We start from the raw sequence: 21,068 nt of genomic DNA, 5'->3' as shown, positions 1-21,068 counted from the left end.
GGGTGTCGGGGGCGGCGGTGTAGACGGTCAGGTTCAGGCCGGGGTCGGCTTGCAGGTCCATGGACTCGTAGTCGAGGGTGAGGTCGCCGATGGCGGGGTGGTGGAAGGTCTTGGTGCCGGCGTGGTGGAGGCGGACGTTGTGCTGGGCCCAGCGGGTACGGAAGTCGGCGCTGCGGGTGGACAGTTCGCCGATCAGGTCGGTGAGGTCCTTGTTGTAGGGGTCGCGGCCGGCTTCGGTGCGCAGGAGGGCGACGGTGACGTCGGCGGCGGTGTCCCAGTCGGGGAAGAAGTCGGGCCCGGCCGGGTCGAGGAACTGAAAGCGCGCGACGTTGGCCGGGTAAGTGCGCGCGGGCGCTGAGCGCGGGCTGCGGCCGGGGCGCTGGGTTTGGAAGACCGGCCAGTACATGGCGCGGCCGAGGTGGTTGGCGGCCACGATGTCCATGCGGCCGTTGCGGATGATCGCGGGGGCGTCGGTCATGGCATCCAGCATTCGCTGCAGCCCGGGCCGCACCCCGCGGGCGGGGCGGCGCGTGCGGTGTCCGGTGCCCGCGGCGCGGGCCAGGTCGAACAGGTGGGCGCGTTCGGCATCGTCGAGGTGGAGAGCTCGGGCGACGGCGTGGAGGACGTCGTCGGAGATGCCGGTGATGTGGCCTTTTTCCAGACGGGTGTACCACTCGGTGCTGACGCCGGCCAGGACGGCGACTTCTTCGCGGCGCAGGCCGGGTACCCGGCGGCGTCCGCCGGGGGCTAGCCCGGCCTGCTCCGGGGTGATCCTGGCGCGCCGGCTGGTGAGGAAGTCGCGGATCTCGTCTCGGTTGTCCACGCCTTCACTGTAGGTATCGGCCGGGGCGGAAGGGGGGGTGGAGGTTGTCCCCCCGATAAACCCGACCTTCCTGGCGCGAGAGGGAGCCGGTTTCCTGAACGTTTGACGGTAAGTAACGGCAGGGAGATCCGCTCATGCGTGGAGCAGTTCTATACGCCTGGGGCGACGTCCGCGTCGAGCAGCGCCCGGGCCCGGTGATCGTCGAGCTGACCGCCGCGATCATCCGCCTGGCGACGTCGGGGTGGTGGAGGAGGTCGGCAGTCAGGTCACTACCAGGCCGGGCCAGTTCATTGATCGGCTCGTTCTTCGCCTGCGCCAACACCTGCGAGATCTGCCGGGCGGGCTACCAGAGCTCGTGCGTCCGCCGCGTGCTCATGGGCTCGTTCTCAACCCAGGCCCAGCCGGCGCGGGTACCGCTCGCCGGACACGCCCTCGTCGTCGACGGCGGCCAGACCGTCTGACACACCACACCGACGCCGAACCCGACCGCTGCCCCTCAGCTCCAGCCTTGCGAAGGGAAAGCACCTTCATGAATCCCGCCTTCGACTTCACCGGCCAGGTCGCCCTCGTCACCGGCGCCGCCTCCGGCATGGGCCTGGCCACCGCCCACGCCTTCGCCCGTTCCGGCGCCGCCGTCGCACTGACCGACATCAACGAAGACGCCCTGACCACAGCGGCCAAGGAACTCACCGCCACCGGTCACCAGGTCATCGCCCTGCCCTGCGACGTCAGCGACGAGGAAATAGTCTGCGCCGTCGTCGACCGGACCGTCGAAACCTTCGGCCGCCTCGACATGGCCTTCAACAACGCCGGCATCCAGGCGCCACCCAGCGACGCGGCCGACGAACCCGCTGAAGTCTTCGACCGCGTCCACGACATCAACCTGCGCGGCGTCTGGGCCTGCATGAAGCACGAACTGCGCCACATGCGCACCCAGGGCAGCGGAGCCATCGTCAACTGCTCCTCCCTCGGCGGCCTCGTCGGCCTGCCCGGCCGAGCCGCCTACCACGCCTCCAAGCATGGAGTGATCGGCCTGACGAGCAGCGCCGCACTCGAGTACGCCCCACGCGGCATCCGCATCAACGCCGTCTGCCCTGGCCCCATCGACACCCCGATGGTCGCCGACATGATCGCCAAGGGCGAACTCGACCGTGCACAGGCGGAAGCCGACCAGCCCATCAACCGACTCGGCACCGCAGACGAGATCGCCCAAGCCGTCCTGTGGCTGTGCAGCCCCGGCGCCAGCTTCGTCATCGGAGTCGCACTCCCCGTCGACGGCGGCTACGTCGCCCGCTGAAACCTGAAGGAGAAGTGAGGATCTCATGTCTGATGAGCTCCCTGGCCAAGACCGCCAGGATGGGGAGGGGACGTCGGGGGTGTCCCGGAGGGGTTTTCTGTCGACGACCGCTTTCGGTGGCGCGGTAGCCGGTGTCCTTCCGTCCGCGCTCGCCGTGGACGAGACCGGCGCGTCGGTCGGGCAGGCCGTGGCGCCCGATGGTCACAGCAGCACGCTGTCGGTGACGGTGAACGGGCGGCGGCACCAGGTGACGATCGACAACCGGACGTCGCTGCTGGACCTGCTGCGCGAGCGGCTCGCCTTGCCGGGCACCAAGAAGGGCTGCGACGCCGGAGCCTGCGGGGCCTGCACCGTCTTGGTCGACGGCCGCCGCGTCAACGCCTGCCTGACGCTGGCGGTGCGATTGGAGGGCGCCGAGGTCACCACCGTCGAAGGGCTCGCCCCGGGCGAGGAGGACGAGCTGCACCCGCTGCAGCAGGCCTTCATCGAACAGGACGCCTTCCAGTGCGGCTACTGCACCCCGGGCCAGATCATGTCCGGCGTCGGCTGCATCCGAGAAGGCCACACCGGCTCCCGGGAGGAGATCCGGGAGTGGATGAGCGGCAACATCTGCCGCTGCGGCTGCTACGTCAAGATCGTCAACGCGGTCGCGCAGGCCGCGCGCCGTGGAGGGAGTTGACATGTACCCCTTCGCCTACACCAAGCCCGCCGACACCCGCGCCGCACTCGCGGCCGGGACGCGCGGCGGCCGCTACATCGCCGGCGGCACGACGCTGGTCGACCTGATGCGCGAGACGGTGGAGCGCCCCGGCACGCTGGTCGACATCAGCGGCCTGCCGCTACGGGAGGTGCAGGCCGGCGCGCGCGGCGGGCTGCGGATCGGCGCCCTGGCGCGCATGTCCGACGTCGCCGCGCACCCACGGGTGCGCACCGCCTACCCGGTGGTCTCGCAGGCGCTGGAGCTGAGCGCGTCGGCACAGTTGCGGAACATGGCCACCATCGGGGGAAACATCCTGCAGCGCACCCGCTGCACCTACTTCCGCGACGTCACCGCCCCCTGCAACAAGCGGCAACGCGGTTCGGGGTGCGCCGCCCTGGAGGGCTACAACCGCTCGCACGCGATCCTGGGCACGTCGAATGAGTGTGTGGCGACCCATCCGTCCGACCTGGCGGTGGCGCTGGTGGCGTTGGACGCGACCGTGCACCTGCTGGGCCCGGACGGGGAGCGCAGCCTCGCCCTGACCGAGTTCCTGCTGCAGCCGGGCGACACGCCCGACCGCGAGCACGACCTGCGGCCGGGCGAGCTGATCACTGCGGTGGAGATCCCACCGCATCCACAGCTCATGCGATCGGGCTACCTGAAGGTCCGCGACCGGCAGTCGTATGAGTTCGCGCTCACCTCCGCGGCGGTCGTCCTGAACATCACCGGCGGCCTCATCCGCGACGCCCGAGTCGCCGCCGGCGGGGTGGGCACGGTGCCGTGGCGGCTGACCACGGTGGAGCGGCGACTGGTGGGCGCCCGCCCCTCCGAGCGGTTGTGGGCGGAGGCCGCCGCGGCCTCGGCGGACGGCGCCCGCCCGCGGCGCCACAACGGCTTCAAAGCGGAACTGCTCAAACGTACCGTCGAACGTCAACTGCGCACTGTGGGAGGCACGCGATGACACGGCCTACGGCGGGCACGCCACTGTCCCGGGTGGACGGACGGCTGAAGGTGACCGGCCAGGCCGCCTACGCCGCCGAGCATGACGCCCACGGCACCGTGCGCGGCGTCGTCCACGGCGTGATCGTCACCAGCACCGTCGGCCGGGGGCGGATCACCGGGATCGACACTCGAGACGCCGTCGCCCAGCGCGGTGTGCTCAAGGTGATCAGCCATCTGAACGCGCCGAAACTGCCCTACCGGCCCTTCCGCGGCGTGCCCGACCCTGCCCGGGGGGAACGCCTGCGAGTCTTCCAGGACGACCGGGTCCGCTTCTTCGGCCAGCCGGTCGCGGTCGTGGTGGCCGAATCGTTGGAGATCGCCCAGCACGCGGCGAGCCTGGTGAAGGTCGCCTACGACGGCGAGCGGCCCGCGACCGACCTGTCCTCCCCGGCCGGCGAGGCCAACCAGCCCGAGAACTACCAACGGGGCAACGTCGACCAGGCGCTGGAGCGGGCGCACACCCGTCTGGCGCAGACGTACCGGCTCAACCGGGAGCACCACAATCCGATGGAGCCGCACGCCACCATCGCCCGCTGGGAAGGCGACCGGCTCACCGTGTGGGACAAGACCCAGATCGTCCTCAACACCCGGGGCGACCTCGCCACCGTGTTCGGCATCCCGGAGGGGGCGGTCCGGGTCATCTCGCCGTTCGTCGGCGGCGCGTTCGGCAGCGCCCTGCGGGCCTGGCCGCACGTCGCCATCGCCGCGCTGGCCGCCCGCGAGGTGCGCCGCCCGGTGAAGGTGGTGCTGACCCGCAAGCAGCTGTACACCGGGACGGGCTTTCGCCCCGTCACCGAATACAAGCTCACCCTCGGCGCCGACGAGCGCGGACGGCTCACCGCGGCCGTGCACGACATACGCGCCGAGACCTCTGCATACGAGGACTACCGGGAGGCGCTGATGGTTCAAGGGCAGATGGTGTACGCCACGCCCAACGTCCGCCAGACCTACCGGTCGATACCGCTGGACGTCAACACGCCTACCTGGATGCGCGGCCCCGGGGCGGCCACCGCCGCGTACGCCATCGAATGCGCGATGGACGAGCTCGCCTACGACCTGGGCATGGACCCGATCGAGCTACGCCTGCGCAACGAACCCGACCGGGATCCGGGCACTGGGGTACCGTTCTCCACCCGGCGGCTGCGCGAGTGTTTCCGCGTCGGCTCCCGCACCGTCGGCTGGGACGACCGCGACCCCCGGCCGCGCTCGGCCCGCGACGGGAACTGGCTGATCGGCACCGGCGTCGCCGTGGCCACCTACCACACGCAACGCGCCCCGGCCCAGGCCCTGGCCAGACTCGACGCCGACGGCACCGCGATCGTCCAGTGCGCGACCTCCGACATGGGCCCGGGCACCTACACCTCCATGACCCAGGTCGCCGCCGACGCCCTCGGCCTCCCCGTGCCAAAGGTGCGGTTCCAGCTCGGCGACTCGACCATGCCGCCGTCGCCGCCCCACGGCGGTTCCATGACCATGGCCAGCGTCGGCTCCGCCGTCCAAGACACCTGCGACAAGCTCCGCCGGCAGGCCATCCGGCTCGCCGTCGCCGACCCCGGCTCACCCCTGCACGGCGCTTCCGCCGACGACGTCGTCGTGCAGAACGGCCGCCTGCACCTGCGCGACGACCCCGAACGCGGCGAGACCTACCGGGAACTGCTGGCCCGCAACAACCGCCCCCACCTGGAGGCACGTGGCGGCTACACCCCCGGCCAGGAGGTGGAACGGTTCTCCACGCACGCCTACGGCGCGGTGTTCGCCCAGGTCGCCGTCGACGAACGCCTCGGCCTGGTCCGGATCCGGCGGGTGTTCGGCGTGTACGACGCGGGCCGCATCATCAACCCCAAGCTCGCCGAGAGCCAGGCTATCGGCGGCATGGTCGGCGGCATCGGCATGGCCCTGCTGGAGCACACCGTCACCGATCCACGCGACGGCCGCATCGTCAACGCGAACATGGCGGACTACCTCGTCCCCGTCAACGCCGACGTCCCCGACGTCAACGCCATCTACCTCAACGGAGACGACCGCACCGCCGACCCCATCGGCGTCAAGGGGCTGGGCGAGGTGGTGATCGTCGGTGTGGCGCCGGCCATCGCCAACGCCGTCTTCCACGCCACCGGCCGCCGCATCCGCGACCTTCCCATCACCATCGAAGCCCTCCTGTGATGCCGGCCGGCCTCCACCCGCGGTACCCGCGAACTCACCCACTTCGCGGGTGCCACGATGTCCGCTTTCCGGCCCTGCCCGGCGGCCCGGATGCCGTGCGCCGGTTCCTGCCCGAGCTCATCGATCCGGTCATGAACGGTGAGATCAACCCTGGCGAGGTCTTCGACCTCACCCTGCCCCTCGAATCTCTGGCCCCGCTCATTGCAACGACGGAGCAATACAAGTGAAGAACGCCGTGCCCGCTGTCGGCCTGTTGGCGTTGCTCGCCCTGACGGCGTGCAGCGCGTCCGAACCGGACGCCGCCCCTTCAGCATCTGACCAGCCCACGACCTCGACGCCCGCGTCGCCATCCGCAGCCCCTTCGGCGCCTCCCCGCTCAGGCACGAGCGACACCGACGGCGAGACGACCAAGATCGTGGGCACGGTAGTGCGGTTCTCGTCGAACGCGACCTCGGTCGACGTGACGATCGGCCAGGACAACCCGGCTGTCCGCGACTTCCTGTCCATGCTGCCGCTCACGCTCACCTTCGAGGATCTCGCGGGAAAAGAGAAGATCAGCTACCTTTCGCGGAAACTGAACCACAGCGGTTCCCCCGGCTCTGACCCCGAGGACGGCGACCTGATCTATTTCACCTCCTGGGGCAACCTCGGCTTCTACTACAACGCCGCCGGGATCGGTTACTCCGACCAGACGATCCACATCGGCACCTACGACGCGCCGCTCGAACAGCTCCAGCGCCTCGAAGGCGGAGACGTCACCGTCGAGGTCATCGACTGATGGCGAACCGAAGTCGCCGCATGCTCAGCGTGAGGAGGACCGTCACGGTGGCATGCACGGCGTCCGTTCTGCTCGGCGTGACCCTGGCGGCGTGTAGCCCGAGAAACAACACCGACGGCACGACCGTGACAGGGACCTCCGGGCCAACTCCGAGCTCGATATCAACGCCGGGCAACGGCTCTGTAGGGACTCCCCTCGATGTGGCGTCGGGGCTCCAGACGCCGTGGTCGATCGCCTTCGTCGAGGAGACGGCGCTGGTGAGCGAGCGGAACTCCGGTCGGATACGAGCGGCCTGAGCAGCCCACGGGCCAGCGGGGGTGGCGGTGACGCCGAGCAGGTGGGCACGACGGCTGCCATGTTCGAGCATGATCAGGGCATACAAGCGTGTGAGGTTGACGGTGTCCACGTGCAGGAAGTCGACGGCGACGATGTGCTCGGCCTGGGCGGTCAGGAACTGCTTCCATGTCGGCCCGCTGCGGCGCGGAGCGGGGTCGACTCCGGCTCGGTTCAGGATGTTCCACACGGTAGGAAGCAGCTCATCATCCAATAGGCATGGAGTGACGCCCAGATCCCCGACGAGATCCTTTGGGAGCCTACGGATCAGGGGGCCATGTTGTACCGCGCGTAGTGGTCGCCAGGCGGAGTGAACTCCATGCCGTTCTCATCAAGCGCGTTGTGGACCGTCACTTGGCCGTTCGGAAAGCCGAACCCCAAGGACACGATGGCCCCCTCCACAAGATCCCTGTTCCTCCACATCAGCAGCTCCACTGCCGAACAAGGCTGCCCGACCAGTGCGGTGAGTTCATCCGGTATGTCGTCTCGCCACGCGAGGTGAAAGTCCGGCCAATCCGGCGCGCGCGCTGGATCAATGGTGTTCCAGGTGATGGAGAGCTCGTCGAACTTCCAGTGGTTGATCTCGACCTGCTCACCCTCGAAGTCCAAGAGGACCGGGCAGTCAGCGAACCACTTGTCCTCGTCAAGGTCCCACACCAGCAGCGCTCGGGTCAGTCGCCGGTCGACGAGGCGGCCCAGTCTCGCCCCATGAGTGGCAGTGATCGCCGTGCGTCCGCTTAACCATTCCGGCCTGTATCCGGGGATCCCGAAGTCGAACATTCAGTGATTGTGCCCGATGTCGTCGACGCGCTCCTCGGGGCAGTCGGCCTCCGCCCAGCCGGCGAGAGCATCAGCCAGGGGGCGAGACAGCATTGCCGACGAAGTCTCGAAATGCTTCCAACAGCTCACCGAGGTTCAGAGGCCCACACGCTCCTCCGAAGTGGATCCCATTGCTCCACGCGTGTACCCAGTCGTCCTCGGTGCGTTCCACCACTATGCGGTCCAGCAAGGCCCCTGCAAGAGGCGTGTTGACGAGATCGACCTCCAGACGCCATCCCGGATTGTCCAAGGTCTCGATTATCACGCCGTAACCGTGCTCCCAGTCGTCATCGCAGCAGGAGGCGTACCAAGACTGAAGGAAGACGAGCGCATCCGTGATCACGTGATGAGTCTGCCGGCCGTGCCCGTCGCGTGCCCGATAGGGCGGGAAACGAAGGGGAGCAGCGGGGAGCCACGGGGAACGCGATCAGCGCCGTGAGCTGCGGCTCCGCAGATCGAGCAAGATCGGCGTGCGTCTTTGCAAGCAGGAAGTCAGGAGTTCGAATCTCCTAGGCTCCACTGCACTTCGAAGGCCACTTCCTATAATCGGGAAGTGGCCTTTTCGATCTTGTACAGCTGCAAAATACAGCTACGGCGACAACTCGCCCCGGCGTCAGGCGTTCGGCTCCCCTGAGAGCGAGTCGACGAACGCCTCAGCTTCTGACTGGCTCATGTCCTCGGTGCTTCGCGCAAGGAAGACGGCTTGCTTTCGGTGGCCGGCCTCAATCAGCTTGCGGATCCGGGTGGGCAGGTCATCCTCATCGAACACCGGGAAGCCCGGCAGGACCCCACCGGCACGTAGAACCTTCGCGACTTCCAATGCGGTCGGCCCGGATACCTGGGACTCCTTGCGGATCAGGTCCACAGCGTCATGAAACCGTCCCGCCTCGATCAGGTCGTGCGCCCGGACCTGCACATCGACAGAGTCATGAGGTCCAGGCCGACGTAGATACGCGATACCTTGCGTTGTCTCATCCATCGGCTGATTCCGAGCCCGAGGATCACCAGCAGCAGGACAAGGAGAATCGACTCCAACGCGTGTAAGCCAAACATGCGGTGATCGTAGTGAGAGAGACCGACAGATCGGAGCTCCTCGCGGAATGCTGACGGCCGCTCCCTGGGGAAGCGGCTGTCAGGTGACATCGAATCTGGTTATCGATCATGGCGTGACCTTGCGCTGGCCAATTGGCTGACACAGTCCGCCCAAGCGATCGTGCCATCGAAAGTGGCCATTCTCCGGCGAGAAGGCCCTTCGTGGCCTGGAACCCCAAAGCTCCAGCGGGCCGCCACTCTGGGGTTGGCGGCTTGTGAGAAGCTGCCGCCGCACAAGTACGCGGGGTCAGGTGCGGCCCAGCATCCAGGTGCCGGGGTCGGCGGGGTTCTCGCTGGTGAGGATGGCGTGGACGCCGTCAAGGAACTCCTGGCGATTGAGCCGGCCGTCGCCGTCGTTGTCGAGGCGGGCGAAGGCCAGTTCTCCGATCTTTCCGTCGAGGTCCATGGCGGTGTAGAAGCGGACGTACTCCTGGAGGGAGATGGCTCCGTCGGCGTCGGTGTCGGTGGCGTCGAACAGCGGAGCGGCCAGGCTGAGGACCACCTCGGCGTGCCCGTCTGCCGATCGCCCGGCTCTGTTGCTTGCGGCGGCCAGGTATTCCGCGCAGCTCACGGAGCCGTCGCGGTCGATGTCGGCCACGGTGCGCAGGTGCTCCCACCAGTCCGCGAAGCCCTTCCTGATGCCCTGGTGGTGGGCGGAGTCGGGGTCGGGGGCGAGGGCGGCGCAGAACTGGTCGGCCCTCAGGGTGAAGTCGGCGGCGGTCAGCCGGTTGTCATCGTTGCTGTCCAGTGCGGCGAAGATGAGGGCCAGATTGGATGCGGTGAGCGATGAGGACATTGCAAGCCTCCGGTCAGAGTGACGGAACGTTGTTCCCCCGAATCTCGCTCAACGTAGCACTCTACTTACTCAGGGTAAATGCACGGTCACGCTTCTGTGTCATCTCCCCTGCTCGATCCGCCGGTGCCGACGCCGAGCCTGCGCTGGCCACTTCCACTGGCACTGGCCAGCGCTCTGGCCAATTTGGATGGCACGCGGCCAGATATCACGTCACCTGACAGCGGCCCTGATGATGCGTGGATGGCTCAGAAGCCGAGGTGCTGCCCCAAGCGCTTCAGCGCCTTGCGCGTCTCCTCTGACGAGACCTCACTGTAGATGTTCATCGTCACCGCGATCTGCGAGTGACGGAGGATCTGCATTGCGACGCGCGGATGGACATCGAGGGCGACCAACAAGGATGCGCAGGTCTTGCGAGTCGCGTGGACGTGGACTCTCCGTACGCTTGCCTTGGCGCAGGCGTTCGCGAAGCTGCGCCGGAAGTTGGACGGCTCGATCGGGCGGCCACTGGCGGTGGTGAAGACGAGCCCTGTGTCCTGCCAATCGTCTCCAGCCGCTTCCCGGGCGGTGTCGCGTGCTCGTTGACGGGCACGGAGGGCCGTCGTGACGTTCTCCGGGAACGGCAGCGTGGCGTCGGACGCGTCCGTCTTCGTCTGGCGGTGCAGCAGCTTTCCTCCGACGCGCTGGAGCTGCCAGCCGATCGTCATCTCGGCCTGGTCGAGGTCCACGTCTTCCCAACGCAGCCCGAGCGTCTCACCCAGGCGCAGCCCGAGGACGAGCACCAGGACGTAGGCGGGGTACATCGGGTCCTCGTTCGTGCGCGCTGACTCTAGGAAGGCCCTGGCTTCTTCGACGGACCAAGGCTTGATCTTGCGCTTCCGAGGAACCGACATCTTGACGTTGGCGGCGACGTTGCGGGTCAACGTCTCCTCCCGCACCGCGTTGCTCAGCGCAGCCCGAAGCGTCATGTAGGCGTCATGAACCGTCCGCTCCGAGGGCAGCGACTGACAGCACTTGCCGACGGCGCAGCAGTGCCGACGTCACTTCGGGTTGCTGTGACTCTCGGGCCGAGCGGCATCCTTACCCTGATCGCAGCAGAGACAGGAACGGCGCAGCTTGTTCAGCCAGGCTTGGACGTCCCGAACGGTCAGCTTGTCGAGCCGCTTGGAGCCGAGCGTTGGCGTGATGTAGAGCCGGGCGAACATCTCGTAGTTCGCCACCGTCTTGGGCGCGAGGTTGGGTTTCACGACGTTCGTGAGCCAGTACGTCAGGTAGTCCGAGAGCTGTTGGTGGACCGGGAGATGGCTCCCAAGCAGGGCGATGAAGGGGCGCCCGACGCGTGGCTGGTGTTCGAGCCGGACGTACGCGAGGGGCTTCGCGACCTGCGGGCGGGCGAGGAGGTGATCGTGCTCACCTGGCTTGATCGGGCGGACCGCGATGTCCTGGTGGTTCATCCGCGCGGTGATGCGACGCGGCCGGAAACGGGAGTCTTCTCCACTCGTTCGCCTGATCGTCCGAACCCGATCGGGCTGCATCGGGTGAAGATCGTGTCGATCGACGGCACCAGGGTGCGCGTACAGAACCTGGAGGCGTTGGACGCGACACCCATCATCGACGTGAAACCGGTGCTCGACCAGACAACCGAGCGTTAGCCGCCTCCCAAGCCGGACGGCGGCATCCTCAGCTCACCCTCCAAGCCAGAGCGCCGGCGCCCCCTCCCAAACCAGAACGCCGGCGCCCACCCTCGGTCCCCGGGCCAGAACACCACGTCCCGGTCAGTGAAGCTCAGGCCAGGAGAATCACTTGATCATGCGGATGGTCAGGGGGTAGCGGAAGGTGGTCTTCGCGGGCGGCGACTCCCAGGCCGCCAGATGCCACTCGGGGTCGGTGCCGGTGTGTAGCCGGATGGCGACGGTTCAGCGAGTTTTGGCACCAGTCGGCCGTGGTGATGACTGCCCGGCGGATGGGCGACCAATGTCGGCGAGGGCGGCGCACTGCTGTCGGGTGGTGAGCGCCAGCGTGTCTCGATCGCGCGAGCGCTGCTGAAGAACGCGCCCATCGTGCTGCTGGACGAGGTCACCTCCGCCCTGGACCCGGTCAATGAGGCGGCCGTCCACGAGGGTGTCGAGCGCCTGATGGCGGGCCGGACGGTGGTGATGGTGGCACATCGGATGCGGACCGTCCGACGCGCCGATCGCATCGTCTTCCTGGACGGCGGCCGGATCGTGGAGGAAGGCAGCCACGACGAGCTGCTGCGCCGCGGCGGCCGCTACGCCGATTTCTGGAACGCTTCCCTGACACCGGTAGCGAGTGAATGAGTCGGCATGTCGTTCGACCCTTTGCTGCGGACAGTCGCGCCGGCGCCCCCCAGGCACAACCCGCCAGATGTAAGATCACCGTAGGAAGGACGTCTCGGCATGACTCTTACCCCGACTGATCTCTTCGCGCCCTTTATCCGCCTTCACCAAGGCGGCAAGACTCGCGCCGAGCAACCCGATGTTCACCGGCGTGCTGGCCATCCTGCTCGGTGAGCCTCTAGCGACCCGCGCCCCGGTCCTGCTGACCTGGTTCGCGCTGGTAGCGGTGCCCGGCCTAGAGCTGTCCCAGATCGCCCAAACCGCGCCGTCCGCGCTGCGCATCTGGCTGCACCCCGCGTCCGGTGCCGGCCCCCACGCTCTCTGGCGCCAGGTCGAGACCTGCATGCGCGACCTGCTGGCCCGCCAGGGCCTCGGCCAGTTCACCCTGACCTGGGACCACCTGCTCGGCACCTTCTCTTACGACCCCACCCGCCGCTTCTCCTCCGACCAGCTCGGCATGGCCGCCAAGCCGAACTACCCGACCGCCTACCTCGCCCAGCTCGCCGAACCCTTCCGCGCCTCCGGCGCCTGCCACGCCGAACCGGCGCCCCCCGAGCCCACCGCCCAGGAGCAGACGGCGACGTGATCGAGATGAGCACCTGAAGCCGGACCCCGTCCGCTCAGGCGCCGACCTGTTCGCCCAGCACCCGGTAGACGCTGGCCAGCGAGGGGTGACGGCCCTTGTTCTTGCCGGTGGGAATGACCAGCTTGCGCGCGATCTCCGGCACCGGCACACCCCGAGCGCGCAGGCTGCGCGCGTAGGCGATCATGTCGTCGTCGAACACCTTCGGGCGGCCGCCGTGACGGCCCCGCTCGCGCGCCGAGGCCGACCCTCCAGCGACTCGCGCCAAGAAAGAAGATCAATTGCTCTATTGCTGGATATGCATGTGAGGCTTGTTCCGTAGCCGTGCCCGTTGCATGCCCGATAGCACGCGAAGCGAGCCGCGCAGCACCAGGGTGACCAACACCTGATCCCCGGCCCTACGGGTGCCGGACGATGAGGACTCTACGCAGATCGGGCGACCGCAAGAGAGGTCCGGTTACTCGCCTTATTCCCCATTTGACCCTATATGCAAGACTTCCCCCCATATATGGCACAGATGGGCGAAATGAGGATTGTGGAGCTACGGGACATCGAGATCTTCCTGACGCTGGCCGAGGAGCTGCACTTCGGCCGCGCCGCCGAGCGGCTGCACGTCTCTGTCGCCCGGGTCAGCCAGGCGATCAAGAAGCAGGAACGAGCCATCGGTGCCGAGCTTTTCGCGAGGAACAGCCACAGCGTCCGGCTCACGCGGCTGGGTGAGCAGTTGCGGGACGATCTGCGCCAGGTGCACCAGGGCCTGGCGCAGAGCCTGGAGCGGGCACGGCAGGCCGCCCGAGGCGTTACCGGCACCTTGCGCGTCGGCATGATCCCCGGCAATGCGCACGATCTACGTGGCTACTGGCAGGCCTTCCGCTCCCGGCACCCGCAGTGGGAGCTGCGCATCCGCCATGCCCCCTTCAACGACCCCTTCGCCGTGCTGCGCGAGGGAACGGTCGACGTCCTGGTCACCTGGCTACCCGTCGAGGAGCCCGACCTCACCGTGGGACCTGTCCTGTTCACCGACCCGAGAGTCCTGGCCGTCGCCACTGGCCACGAGCTGGCCACCCGGCCCATCGCCTCGATCGAGATGCTCGCCGACTTCCCCCACACCGACGCGCCGCGGGCCCCCGGCTACTGGGCCGACGGTTTCATCCCCCCGCACACGCCGCGCGGGCACCGGATCGTGCGCGGCCCGCTGGTCACCCACATGGAGGAGCTGCTCGCGCTGGTCAGCGTCGGAGAGGTCGTCAACTCTCTGCCCGCCCACTCCGCCCGCTACTGGAACCGGCCCGACATCGCCTGGCTGCCCTTCCACGACTTCGAAGCCCTCACCTATGCGCTGGTGTGGCGTACCGAAGCCGAGACCGACGCCGTGCGCGCCCTCGCCCAGACCGTGCGCGACCTCGGCCCGCTCCACCTTGGGAGACCTCTGTGGAATCCGTGACGTCGAGATCTTCCTGTGCAAAAGCGCCTCTCAGAACATCGGAGTTGCGAGAGAGGTTCTGCGAACGGCGACCTGGCCGAACGCACCGCTCAACGCGCGACGCGCTGACCTCGCATAATTGGTCCATTTCTGAGAACGCCGACCTGGGCACACCCGCGCGGCGCGTACATGATCACAGCGACGCCGGCCGGGCAGACCAGCGCCTGATCCCGGCCCTACGGGTGCCGGACGATGAGGACTCTACGCAGGTCAGGGGCGACCGCAAGAGAGGCCCGGTTACTCGCCTGCTTCCCCACTTGGCCCTATATGCCAGACTTCCCCCCACATATGGCACAGATGGGCGAAATGGGGCTTTGTGGAGCTACGGGACATCGAGATCTTCCTGACCTTGACCGAAGAGCTGCACTTCGGCCGCGCCGCCGAGCGGCTGCACGTCTCTGTGGCCCGAGTCAGCCAGGCGATCAAGAAGCAGGAACGAGCCATCGGTGCCGAGCTTTTCGCGAGGAACAGCCACAGCGTCCGGCTCACGCGGCTGGGTGAGCAGCTCCGCGATGACCTGCGCCAGGTGCACCAGGGCCTGGCGCAGACCTTGGAGCGGGCACGGCAGGCCGCACGCGGCAAGACCGGCACGCTCCGGGTGAGCCTGTTCCCCCTCAACGTCCAGGAGCTGCGCCGCTACTGGGAGACCTTCCGCGCCCGGCACCCGCAGTGGGAGCTGCGCCTGCGGATGTCGGTCTTCCAGGATCCGTTCGCCCAGCTACGCAACGGAGAGGTCGACATCCTGGTCACCTGGCTGCCGGTCGAGGAGCCCGACCTCACAGTGGGTCCGCTGCTTTTCGCCGAGCCGAGGGTGCTGGCCGTGGCAGGCGACCATGCGCTCACCCGATGGTCGTCGGTCTCCCTGGAGGCGGTCAGCGACTTCCAGCACGTGGCCATCGAGCCTGCGCCCGGCTACTGGAAAGACCACTACGTCCCGGAGTCCACCCCCAAGGGCCGGTCGATCGACCGCACCGCCACCTTTAACAATCTCGAGGACATCTTCATGCACACGGTCCTGGGAGAGACCGTCACCCTCTTCCCGGTCCACATGAGCTGGTACTTTGCCCGCCCCGACATCGCCTATCTGCCCGTCAAGGACATGGATGCGCTGCCGTACGGGATGGTGTGGCTCAGCGCCGCGGAGAACGACATGATCCGCGCCTTCGCCCGCGTCGTCCGCGACCTGGGACCGCTGCCCGGCTGAGGCCGTCCACAGCCCTCGTCAACGGTCGTGTTGTTGCCGACCATGCCGATGCGCGGCACGTCGGTCTTCCCCTGAGCGGGCTGATCGGGCCCGATCCATGCTGATGCGAAGCTCCTTCGTAGACCGGCCGAAGGTCCTGGCGAAGGTGTTCGCCGACTGGTGTGAGCCGTACGGCTCGGCTGGTGCGCTCGAAGAGGGGGCGCCGACGTTGCGTACCTGCTTCTTGATCGCCTGGCTGACGCGCGCGGCCGACACGTGCAGCCGCTCCGCCGTACGGCCGACACGCAGCCCCTCGGCCAGCGTCAGGAAGATCTCGACGTCGCGGATCTCCCGCGTGTCCTCCCCGGCGTGAACTCTGCGGTTAACGCAGCGTTGCAAGATCCGGTATTGCCCCGGCCAGGCCGTACCGGCAACCTTAATCCAGGACGAATCACCACATAGGAGGGAAACCGTGGCAAACAACCGCATACAAGCAGAACCATGAACATAGTCGCCTCAACGGTCGTCTTCACCGTCGACGATCTGGCAGGCTCCCGCCGATTCTTCACCACCTATCTGGGCTTCCGCGAGGTGCTCGACACCCCGGATTTCACCTGGCTGAGCCGCGACGATGCGGCCGCCGACATCCTGCTGCACCAGCGCGACCTCGAACTGCCGCGTGAGCGGATCGCCCAGCCGGTGGTGGCGTTCGCGGTCACCGATCTAGCCAAGGAATACACGCGCCTGCACGCCGAGGACGCACCCATCACCACGCGGTTGTGGCGTAACCCGTGGGGTGAGCGGCTGATGCGCCTGACCGACCCCAACGGCATCGTCGTCGAGCTGACCGAATGGATCGCACCCGGCGGCGCCTGATCCACCCCCAACGGAAGGCGCGTGGAACGCGCCACCCCCAGTTGATCACTCTCTGTATTTGAATGGAAGCTAGAAGTATGCAACCGCATCCTCGTCGCTGGCTGATCCTGATCGTGCTCTGTCTGAGCACGATGGTGCTGGTCATCGACAACATGGCACTCACCGTCGCCGTGCCCTCCCTGGCCGCCGATCTGGGCGCCACCTCGCAGGACATCCAGTGGATTCTGGAGTCCTACATGCTGGTCTTCGCCGGCCTGCTGCTCACCGCCGGATCCCTGTCCGACCGGTACGGCAGGCGCAAGCTCATGGTCATCGGCCTGACGCTGTTCGGCGCCGCCTCCGCGGCCGCCACCCTCGCCACTGACCCCGGCCAGCTGATCGCCGCCCGCGTCGCGATGGGCGTCGGCGGCGCGATGATCATGCCCAACACCCTGTCGATCCTGATGGTCGTCTTCCCCGACGAGGCCGAACGGCGCAAGGCCATGGCCGCCGGGGCCGCCTTCGCCGTGCTCGGCCTGATCGGCGGCCCCGTCGCCGGCGGCGCCCTGATTGCCTCCCTCGGCTGGGAAGCGGTCTTCTGGATCAACGTCCCGATCGCACTCCTGGCCATCCTGGCCGCCTTGACCCTCATGCCCGAATCCAAGGGCTCCGCGACCAAGCCCGACCCCGTCGGCGCCGTATTGTCCATGATCGGCATGTCCGCCCTCGTGTGGACGATCAACGAACTCGCGCACGGCATCGCCTGGACCCCGCTGATCGTCGCCGTCGTCGCCCTGGCCGCCTTCATCGGCTGGGAGCTGCGCACCGAGCACCCGATGGTGCCGCTCCAGCTCTTCCGCGACCGCGACTTCGCGGGCGGCAGCCTGTCGCTGACGCTGGTCCAGATCGGCAGTGGCGGCATGCTGCTGGTGCTGACCCAGTACATGCAGTTCGTGCTCGGCTACACCCCCACCCAGGCCGGACTGGCCTTCATCCCGATGTTCATCGCGTCGGTGGTCTTCAACGGCGTCGGCGCGGGTTTGGGCACCAAGCTCGGCAACCGCACCACCGCGGTCCTCGGCTTGATCGTGATGGCCGCCGGCTTCGCCGTGCTCGGCTTCTCCTCCCCCGGCAGCTTCCTGGCCCTGGCCATCGCCCAGGTCGTGCTGGGCGCCGGCAGCGGCCTGGCCGGGCCCACGGCGATCGCCGCGCTGATGAGCGCCGTCCCGACCGAGCAGGCCGGTGTCGGTTCGGCTTTGAACGACACCATCCAGCAGGCCGGCGCCGCCCTCGGCGTCGCCATCCTGGGCAGCCTGGCCACCAGCAGCTACACCTCCGCCATGCCGGCCACCGCACCGGAGGAGGCCCGCCGCTCCGTAGCCGCCGCCGTGGCCGACCCGTCCCTGGCCGCAGCCGCACGCCAGGCCTACGACGCCGCCATGTCCACCGCCTTCCTCGGCGCTGCCGCCGGAGTGCTCGGCGCCGCCGTACTGGCTCTGCTCCTGCTGCGCGGCCGCAAGGTCGGCGCCCACGCCGCCTCCTTGATCCAGCAGCAGACCCCGGTCAGTGTCACTCACTGAAGCCGCTCGCTGAAGCCGCTCACTGGAGCAGATCGCCGGAGTAGACCTGGCGCCGATGCTCGGCCGAGCAGACCAGGTCGTCACAGACGTGGCTGAGGAACTGGCTCATGTTCCAGCCGCAACATCCACTCCTGCCCGCTCATCCCGCCCGCCGCTGAACCCTCACGGACGTCCTCGACCTAGCTGGCCGGCCCTCGCGCTCACCGTCGACCATGCGGTGTCGTGTCAGCGGCCGCATCAGGACGGCAACGGCCCCGTATCAGAGCGGTCGGCGATCGTGGATGCCATGAACGGTTCAGCGATTGCGCACCTCAAGGCTGGGTGAGATCCCCTCGAGCGACCCGACCTAAGCAATCCAGATACCTCGGTCACCAATAGGACCGCAGTCCACCATCCGTCCGTTCGATTTGAATTTCGTAACAGATGTATAGGAGCTCACCATCATGTCGATCACCCTTACTGACCAGGACAAGCTCACCCTGCGGACCGCCGCGTGGGGCGCCGTCTCGCTGATGTCCGCCGCTGGTGCCGCCGGCTCGCCCCACAAGGCCGCCACCGAGGGCTCCATCGCGCTGACCTCCGCAACCGGCCTGGTCGGGCACGTGCTCGCCAAGGCACCCAAGGGCGTGAAATGGGGCAAGACTGTAGCCGACCTTGCCGACCAGGTGCTGCCGGCCCTGACCGCAGCCATGAGCCTGCTCAAGCAGCAGGCTCCGGCAGAAGCCGACAACTTCCGCCGCACCGTCATCGTCTCCATCGAAGCAGCCGCCCGCACCCACCAGGGCGAGCCCAGCCCCACCATGGCCGACATGGCCAGCAAGATCACAGCGGCTGTCGACGCCGCCTGATCAGATGTCGACCTGCGCAGCCGTAGCTGGTCACCGGGGTCCTGTCCGGGCCCCGGTGACACGGCGGCGTGCCGGGTCAGGGACGGGCCGAGCCTCGCCAGGGCGGCCAAGCCGCCACGCTCACCTGGCCGGCGCCCGCCGGCCCGCGTTCGCCACGGCCGTCCGGTCTACAGGTGGAAATCGCATAACCTATCAGAGAGCAGGACATGGAACTCAGCGTTCACACCTTCATCAGCCTCGACGGCGTCATGCAGGGCCCCGGCGGGCTGACGGAGGACCAGAGCAACGGCTTCGGCCGCGGCGGCTGGCTGGTGCCCCACGCCGCCGACGGCCAGCTCGCCCCCATTGACGGCTGGTTCCGCAAGGCGGACGCCATTCTGCTGGGACGCAACACCTTCCAGATGATGCGCACCTACTGGTCGCAGGTGACCGATCCGGACAACATCGTGGCCACCGCCCTCAACACCTGGCAGAAGTACGTCGTCAGCGACACCCTGTCCGACGCCGAGGCAAACTGGGGCAAGACCACGGTGCTGCGTGGCGACTTCATTGAGCAGGTGCGCCGACTCAAGGCTCAGCCAGGCGGTGAGCTGCAGGTGCACGGCAGCTGGCAGCTGGTGCGCGCCCTGCATGACGCCGGGCTGGTCGACGTCTACCGGCTGATCCAGTTCCCGGTCGTCGTCGGGGACGGCAAGCGCCTGTTCGCCGACGGCGCCGTCCCGGCGACCTACCAGATCACCGAATCCCAGGTGCTGAGCGGAGGCTCAGGAGCCGTCGCCCTCACCCTGAGCCAAACCGAGATCGGCACGACCGGCACCGGCGAGTTCGTGGTGAGCGACGGCGAGGAGGCCATCGCTTGAGCACAACGGGGTCGGTCAGGCTCTCGTCGCCCGGCCGGCCCCTGAGGAGAGGCTCCGGGCGGCGAGGCCCGACCTATAGGTCTGGAGCGGCTGCAACCTCGTCGCTGGGCCATGACGTGCCGGCACGGGGGTATCGGTGGGAGCGGGTCGGCCTTGGGCGTGGCGGGGCCTCGGAGTGCCGCCACGTCGGTGCCGCTATTGATCAAGGTTGGGAAGTCGGTGCCCGCATAGTCTTTCTCAGCGGCTCTCCGCGCCGTCGGCTGCTGCTCAGGCCCCTGATCGATTGCCCTTTATTCGACGAGGATCGCGGCGTGGAGGGTGGGAGGTTTTTGGGAGGAGTGAGCCCCGATCAACACCGATCGGTCAACATCATATTTCCCATTTCCCCAGGTCAAATAGGTTTGGCCCTGGTAGGCGGATTGACCTAGCGCTGTTTGCAAGCAGGAAGTCAGGAGTTCGAATCTCCTAGGCTCCACACATACAAAAGCCCAGGTCATTGGCCTGGGCTTTTGATCTTTCTAGAAGCTATTCAGGGTCCCGTGCCCGTTGCGTGCCCGATGGCTTGTCAAGTGCCCCGCGTGCCAGGTCGTCGAGCTTCTTTGCCACCTCGCGCTGACGTTCGTCGGTGGAGTGTTGGTAGATGATCGCGGCGCGCGTGCTGGCGTGCCCCATCCTCGTCATCAGGTCCCGGATAGACGCACAAGCCAAGACCCCGGCAGACAGGGCGCGGGCGGTGGGCGTGGTAGACCTGGGGATCCGCCCGGGAATGGAGACACCTATCTGCCGGGGAGCTAAGGCACGGCAAGGCGGGGGCAGCGCTCTGAAACCCCTCTCAGAGGTTCACCGCCTCACCGCGCCCGTCTTATCGGCGGCGCTTGACCGCATGGGCCAGCGCCAGGGCCGCGCCTTGGGGATCGTGCACCGGATGCCGCTGGTGATTGGTGTCCCACGCGTAGAAGGCCCCGCCGTGCTCGATGACCACCCATATCGGCAGCCCGGGTTCGGGACGGGGCACCATCAACGTGCTGTCGTTCTCGCGCAGCTCGGCACCGATCCCGAGCTCCACGAGCCGATCACGCAGCACCACCAGCTTTCGCGCCTCGTCCTGTCGCCTGAGAGCCTCAGGCGTCAACATCGTGATCGAGTTCATTGCTCGCTCCCTCCGGCCTGGCCGTCTCCGAGGCAGTCGAGACACTCCCGCTCCCCACCCATCACCGAATCGATGTCCTCATCAGCCACGAGCAGCGCACGGCGGGAGGTGCGTAACTTCACTCCGCGCCCCCGAATGCCGAGCACGGCTGTGTCTCGCTGGTCTCGTCTGGCCGGATCACCGTCGCCATCTCCTCGTTCATCCGGCATTCCCTGTATTGGGAAGCCGCTTGACGTACCTTGCCTTGGCTATTCATAGGCCTTGAGGAGATCCGAGACGAAATGACCCGATAGACAACGAAGAGTGCCCCTGATCTGGAAGATTACGGATTGTCGAGATCAACAACCTTCCAGAGCGAGGAGCACTCTT

The 21,068-nt window shown here is 67.6% G+C and carries 27 protein-coding genes; 16 read left to right on the top strand and 11 right to left on the bottom strand.

Features of this window, described 5'->3' with window-relative positions; all coding sequences use genetic code 11:
• A partial coding sequence (locus tag EJK15_RS55255; RefSeq protein ID WP_138718480.1) for a helix-turn-helix transcriptional regulator occupies window positions 1-823 on the bottom strand: 823 nt, incomplete at its 3' end.
• A 134-nt stretch (window positions 824-957) separates the two neighbouring features.
• Between EJK15_RS55255 and EJK15_RS55250 the strand changes: the two genes are divergently transcribed.
• From EJK15_RS55250 to EJK15_RS55225, 7 genes are all read left to right on the top strand, one after another.
• A complete protein-coding gene (locus EJK15_RS55250) occupies window positions 958-1,284 on the top strand; it encodes an MDR/zinc-dependent alcohol dehydrogenase-like family protein (protein WP_138718479.1) in 327 nt (108 codons plus the stop codon).
• Window positions 1,285-1,352: 68 nt separating this feature from the next.
• Window positions 1,353-2,120, top strand: a complete 768-nt coding sequence (locus tag EJK15_RS55245; protein ID WP_138718478.1) for an SDR family NAD(P)-dependent oxidoreductase — start codon at window positions 1,353-1,355, stop codon at window positions 2,118-2,120.
• Between the two features lie 154 nt (window positions 2,121-2,274).
• Window positions 2,275-2,799, top strand: coding sequence for a (2Fe-2S)-binding protein (locus tag EJK15_RS55240; protein WP_420847165.1), 525 nt, complete (start codon window positions 2,275-2,277; stop codon window positions 2,797-2,799).
• Between the two features lies 1 nt (window position 2,800).
• Window positions 2,801-3,781: an FAD binding domain-containing protein gene (locus EJK15_RS55235; protein ID WP_138718476.1), complete on the top strand. Its 981-nt coding sequence runs from the start codon at window positions 2,801-2,803 to the stop codon at window positions 3,779-3,781.
• Window positions 3,778-5,985, top strand: a complete 2,208-nt coding sequence (locus EJK15_RS55230) for a xanthine dehydrogenase family protein molybdopterin-binding subunit (RefSeq protein ID WP_138718475.1) — start codon at window positions 3,778-3,780, stop codon at window positions 5,983-5,985. Before EJK15_RS55235 ends, EJK15_RS55230 begins: the two co-directional genes overlap by 4 nt.
• Window positions 5,986-6,080: 95 nt before the next feature.
• A complete protein-coding gene (locus EJK15_RS76800) occupies window positions 6,081-6,212 on the top strand; it encodes a hypothetical protein (protein ID WP_276615542.1) in 132 nt (43 codons plus the stop codon).
• The gene (locus EJK15_RS55225) at window positions 6,209-6,763 is read left to right on the top strand and encodes a cyclophilin-like fold protein (protein WP_206061736.1); all 555 of its coding nucleotides are present in this window, start codon (window positions 6,209-6,211) and stop codon (window positions 6,761-6,763) included. Before EJK15_RS76800 ends, EJK15_RS55225 begins: the two co-directional genes overlap by 4 nt.
• Here the strand turns inward: EJK15_RS55225 and EJK15_RS71770 are convergent.
• The 7 genes from EJK15_RS71770 to EJK15_RS75515 all read right to left on the bottom strand — a co-directional run bounded on the left by EJK15_RS71770 (window position 6,753) and on the right by EJK15_RS75515 (window position 11,047).
• A complete protein-coding gene (locus EJK15_RS71770; protein ID WP_171075105.1) occupies window positions 6,753-7,286 on the bottom strand; it encodes a hypothetical protein in 534 nt (177 codons plus the stop codon). The genes EJK15_RS55225 and EJK15_RS71770 overlap by 11 nt on opposite strands.
• Window positions 7,287-7,363: 77 nt before the next feature.
• Window positions 7,364-7,876 carry a hypothetical protein gene (locus EJK15_RS55215; protein ID WP_138718472.1) on the bottom strand — a complete coding sequence of 171 codons (513 nt, stop codon included), beginning with the start codon at window positions 7,874-7,876 and terminating at the stop codon, window positions 7,364-7,366.
• A gap of 70 nt (window positions 7,877-7,946) precedes the next feature.
• The gene (locus EJK15_RS55210; RefSeq protein ID WP_171075104.1) at window positions 7,947-8,258 is read right to left on the bottom strand and encodes an immunity 53 family protein; all 312 of its coding nucleotides are present in this window, start codon (window positions 8,256-8,258) and stop codon (window positions 7,947-7,949) included.
• 270 nt (window positions 8,259-8,528) lie between these two features.
• Window positions 8,529-8,894 carry a hypothetical protein gene (locus EJK15_RS55205; RefSeq protein WP_138718471.1) on the bottom strand — a complete coding sequence of 122 codons (366 nt, stop codon included), beginning with the start codon at window positions 8,892-8,894 and terminating at the stop codon, window positions 8,529-8,531.
• 360 nt (window positions 8,895-9,254) lie between these two features.
• A complete protein-coding gene (locus tag EJK15_RS55200; protein ID WP_138718470.1) occupies window positions 9,255-9,803 on the bottom strand; it encodes an EF-hand domain-containing protein in 549 nt (182 codons plus the stop codon).
• Window positions 9,804-10,048: 245 nt separating this feature from the next.
• Window positions 10,049-10,738, bottom strand: a complete 690-nt coding sequence (locus EJK15_RS55195; RefSeq protein WP_206061734.1) for a site-specific integrase — start codon at window positions 10,736-10,738, stop codon at window positions 10,049-10,051.
• Window positions 10,739-10,840: 102 nt separating this feature from the next.
• The gene (locus tag EJK15_RS75515; RefSeq protein ID WP_240777817.1) at window positions 10,841-11,047 is read right to left on the bottom strand and encodes an N-terminal phage integrase SAM-like domain-containing protein; all 207 of its coding nucleotides are present in this window, start codon (window positions 11,045-11,047) and stop codon (window positions 10,841-10,843) included.
• A 42-nt stretch (window positions 11,048-11,089) separates the two neighbouring features.
• Here EJK15_RS75515 and tsaA point away from each other — a divergent pair, with 42 nt between their 5' ends.
• The 3 genes from tsaA to EJK15_RS73625 all read left to right on the top strand — a co-directional run bounded on the left by tsaA (window position 11,090) and on the right by EJK15_RS73625 (window position 12,743).
• Complete coding sequence (gene tsaA / locus EJK15_RS75510) at window positions 11,090-11,452, top strand: tRNA (N6-threonylcarbamoyladenosine(37)-N6)-methyltransferase TrmO (RefSeq protein WP_240777818.1); 363 nt, start codon at window positions 11,090-11,092, stop codon at window positions 11,450-11,452.
• A 300-nt stretch (window positions 11,453-11,752) separates the two neighbouring features.
• Window positions 11,753-12,118: an ATP-binding cassette domain-containing protein gene (locus EJK15_RS55185; protein WP_338089944.1), complete on the top strand. Its 366-nt coding sequence runs from the start codon at window positions 11,753-11,755 to the stop codon at window positions 12,116-12,118.
• 178 nt (window positions 12,119-12,296) lie between these two features.
• The gene (locus EJK15_RS73625; protein ID WP_206061732.1) at window positions 12,297-12,743 is read left to right on the top strand and encodes a hypothetical protein; all 447 of its coding nucleotides are present in this window, start codon (window positions 12,297-12,299) and stop codon (window positions 12,741-12,743) included.
• 34 nt (window positions 12,744-12,777) lie between these two features.
• On the opposite strand, the gene EJK15_RS55175 is transcribed toward EJK15_RS73625, so the two are convergent.
• Window positions 12,778-13,008: a helix-turn-helix domain-containing protein gene (locus EJK15_RS55175; RefSeq protein WP_206061730.1), complete on the bottom strand. Its 231-nt coding sequence runs from the start codon at window positions 13,006-13,008 to the stop codon at window positions 12,778-12,780.
• Between the two features lie 258 nt (window positions 13,009-13,266).
• Here EJK15_RS55175 and EJK15_RS55170 point away from each other — a divergent pair, with 258 nt between their 5' ends.
• Window positions 13,267-14,184 carry a LysR family transcriptional regulator gene (locus EJK15_RS55170; protein ID WP_240777816.1) on the top strand — a complete coding sequence of 306 codons (918 nt, stop codon included), beginning with the start codon at window positions 13,267-13,269 and terminating at the stop codon, window positions 14,182-14,184.
• A gap of 355 nt (window positions 14,185-14,539) precedes the next feature.
• The gene (locus tag EJK15_RS55165) at window positions 14,540-15,427 is read left to right on the top strand and encodes a LysR family transcriptional regulator (RefSeq protein WP_138718467.1); all 888 of its coding nucleotides are present in this window, start codon (window positions 14,540-14,542) and stop codon (window positions 15,425-15,427) included.
• An 18-nt stretch (window positions 15,428-15,445) separates the two neighbouring features.
• Here the strand turns inward: EJK15_RS55165 and EJK15_RS55160 are convergent, their stop codons facing one another.
• Entirely contained in the window at window positions 15,446-15,805 is a 360-nt protein-coding gene (locus EJK15_RS55160; RefSeq protein WP_206061728.1) for a helix-turn-helix domain-containing protein, read from the bottom strand.
• Window positions 15,806-15,907: 102 nt separating this feature from the next.
• Between EJK15_RS55160 and EJK15_RS55155 the strand changes: the two genes are divergently transcribed.
• The 4 genes from EJK15_RS55155 (at window position 15,908) to EJK15_RS55140 (ending at window position 19,549) form a co-directional block, all read left to right on the top strand.
• Entirely contained in the window at window positions 15,908-16,282 is a 375-nt protein-coding gene (locus EJK15_RS55155; RefSeq protein WP_138718466.1) for a VOC family protein, read from the top strand.
• A 77-nt stretch (window positions 16,283-16,359) separates the two neighbouring features.
• Window positions 16,360-17,841: an MFS transporter gene (locus tag EJK15_RS55150; RefSeq protein ID WP_138718465.1), complete on the top strand. Its 1,482-nt coding sequence runs from the start codon at window positions 16,360-16,362 to the stop codon at window positions 17,839-17,841.
• 443 nt (window positions 17,842-18,284) lie between these two features.
• Window positions 18,285-18,689, top strand: a complete 405-nt coding sequence (locus EJK15_RS55145; RefSeq protein ID WP_138718464.1) for a hypothetical protein — start codon at window positions 18,285-18,287, stop codon at window positions 18,687-18,689.
• A gap of 206 nt (window positions 18,690-18,895) precedes the next feature.
• On the top strand, window positions 18,896-19,549 hold the full coding sequence (locus EJK15_RS55140) for a dihydrofolate reductase family protein (protein WP_138718463.1): 654 nt from the start codon (window positions 18,896-18,898) through the stop codon (window positions 19,547-19,549).
• 862 nt (window positions 19,550-20,411) lie between these two features.
• Here the strand turns inward: EJK15_RS55140 and EJK15_RS55135 are convergent.
• Window positions 20,412-20,699: a hypothetical protein gene (locus EJK15_RS55135; RefSeq protein ID WP_138718462.1), complete on the bottom strand. Its 288-nt coding sequence runs from the start codon at window positions 20,697-20,699 to the stop codon at window positions 20,412-20,414.
• Between the last annotated feature and the right edge of the window lie 369 nt (window positions 20,700-21,068).

This window comes from Nonomuraea basaltis (assembly GCF_005893125.1).
Classification (GTDB): domain Bacteria; phylum Actinomycetota; class Actinomycetes; order Streptosporangiales; family Streptosporangiaceae; genus Nonomuraea; species Nonomuraea basaltis.
Note: the sequence above shows the minus strand (reverse complement) of the source record. Positions and strands in the feature narration are given on the sequence as shown.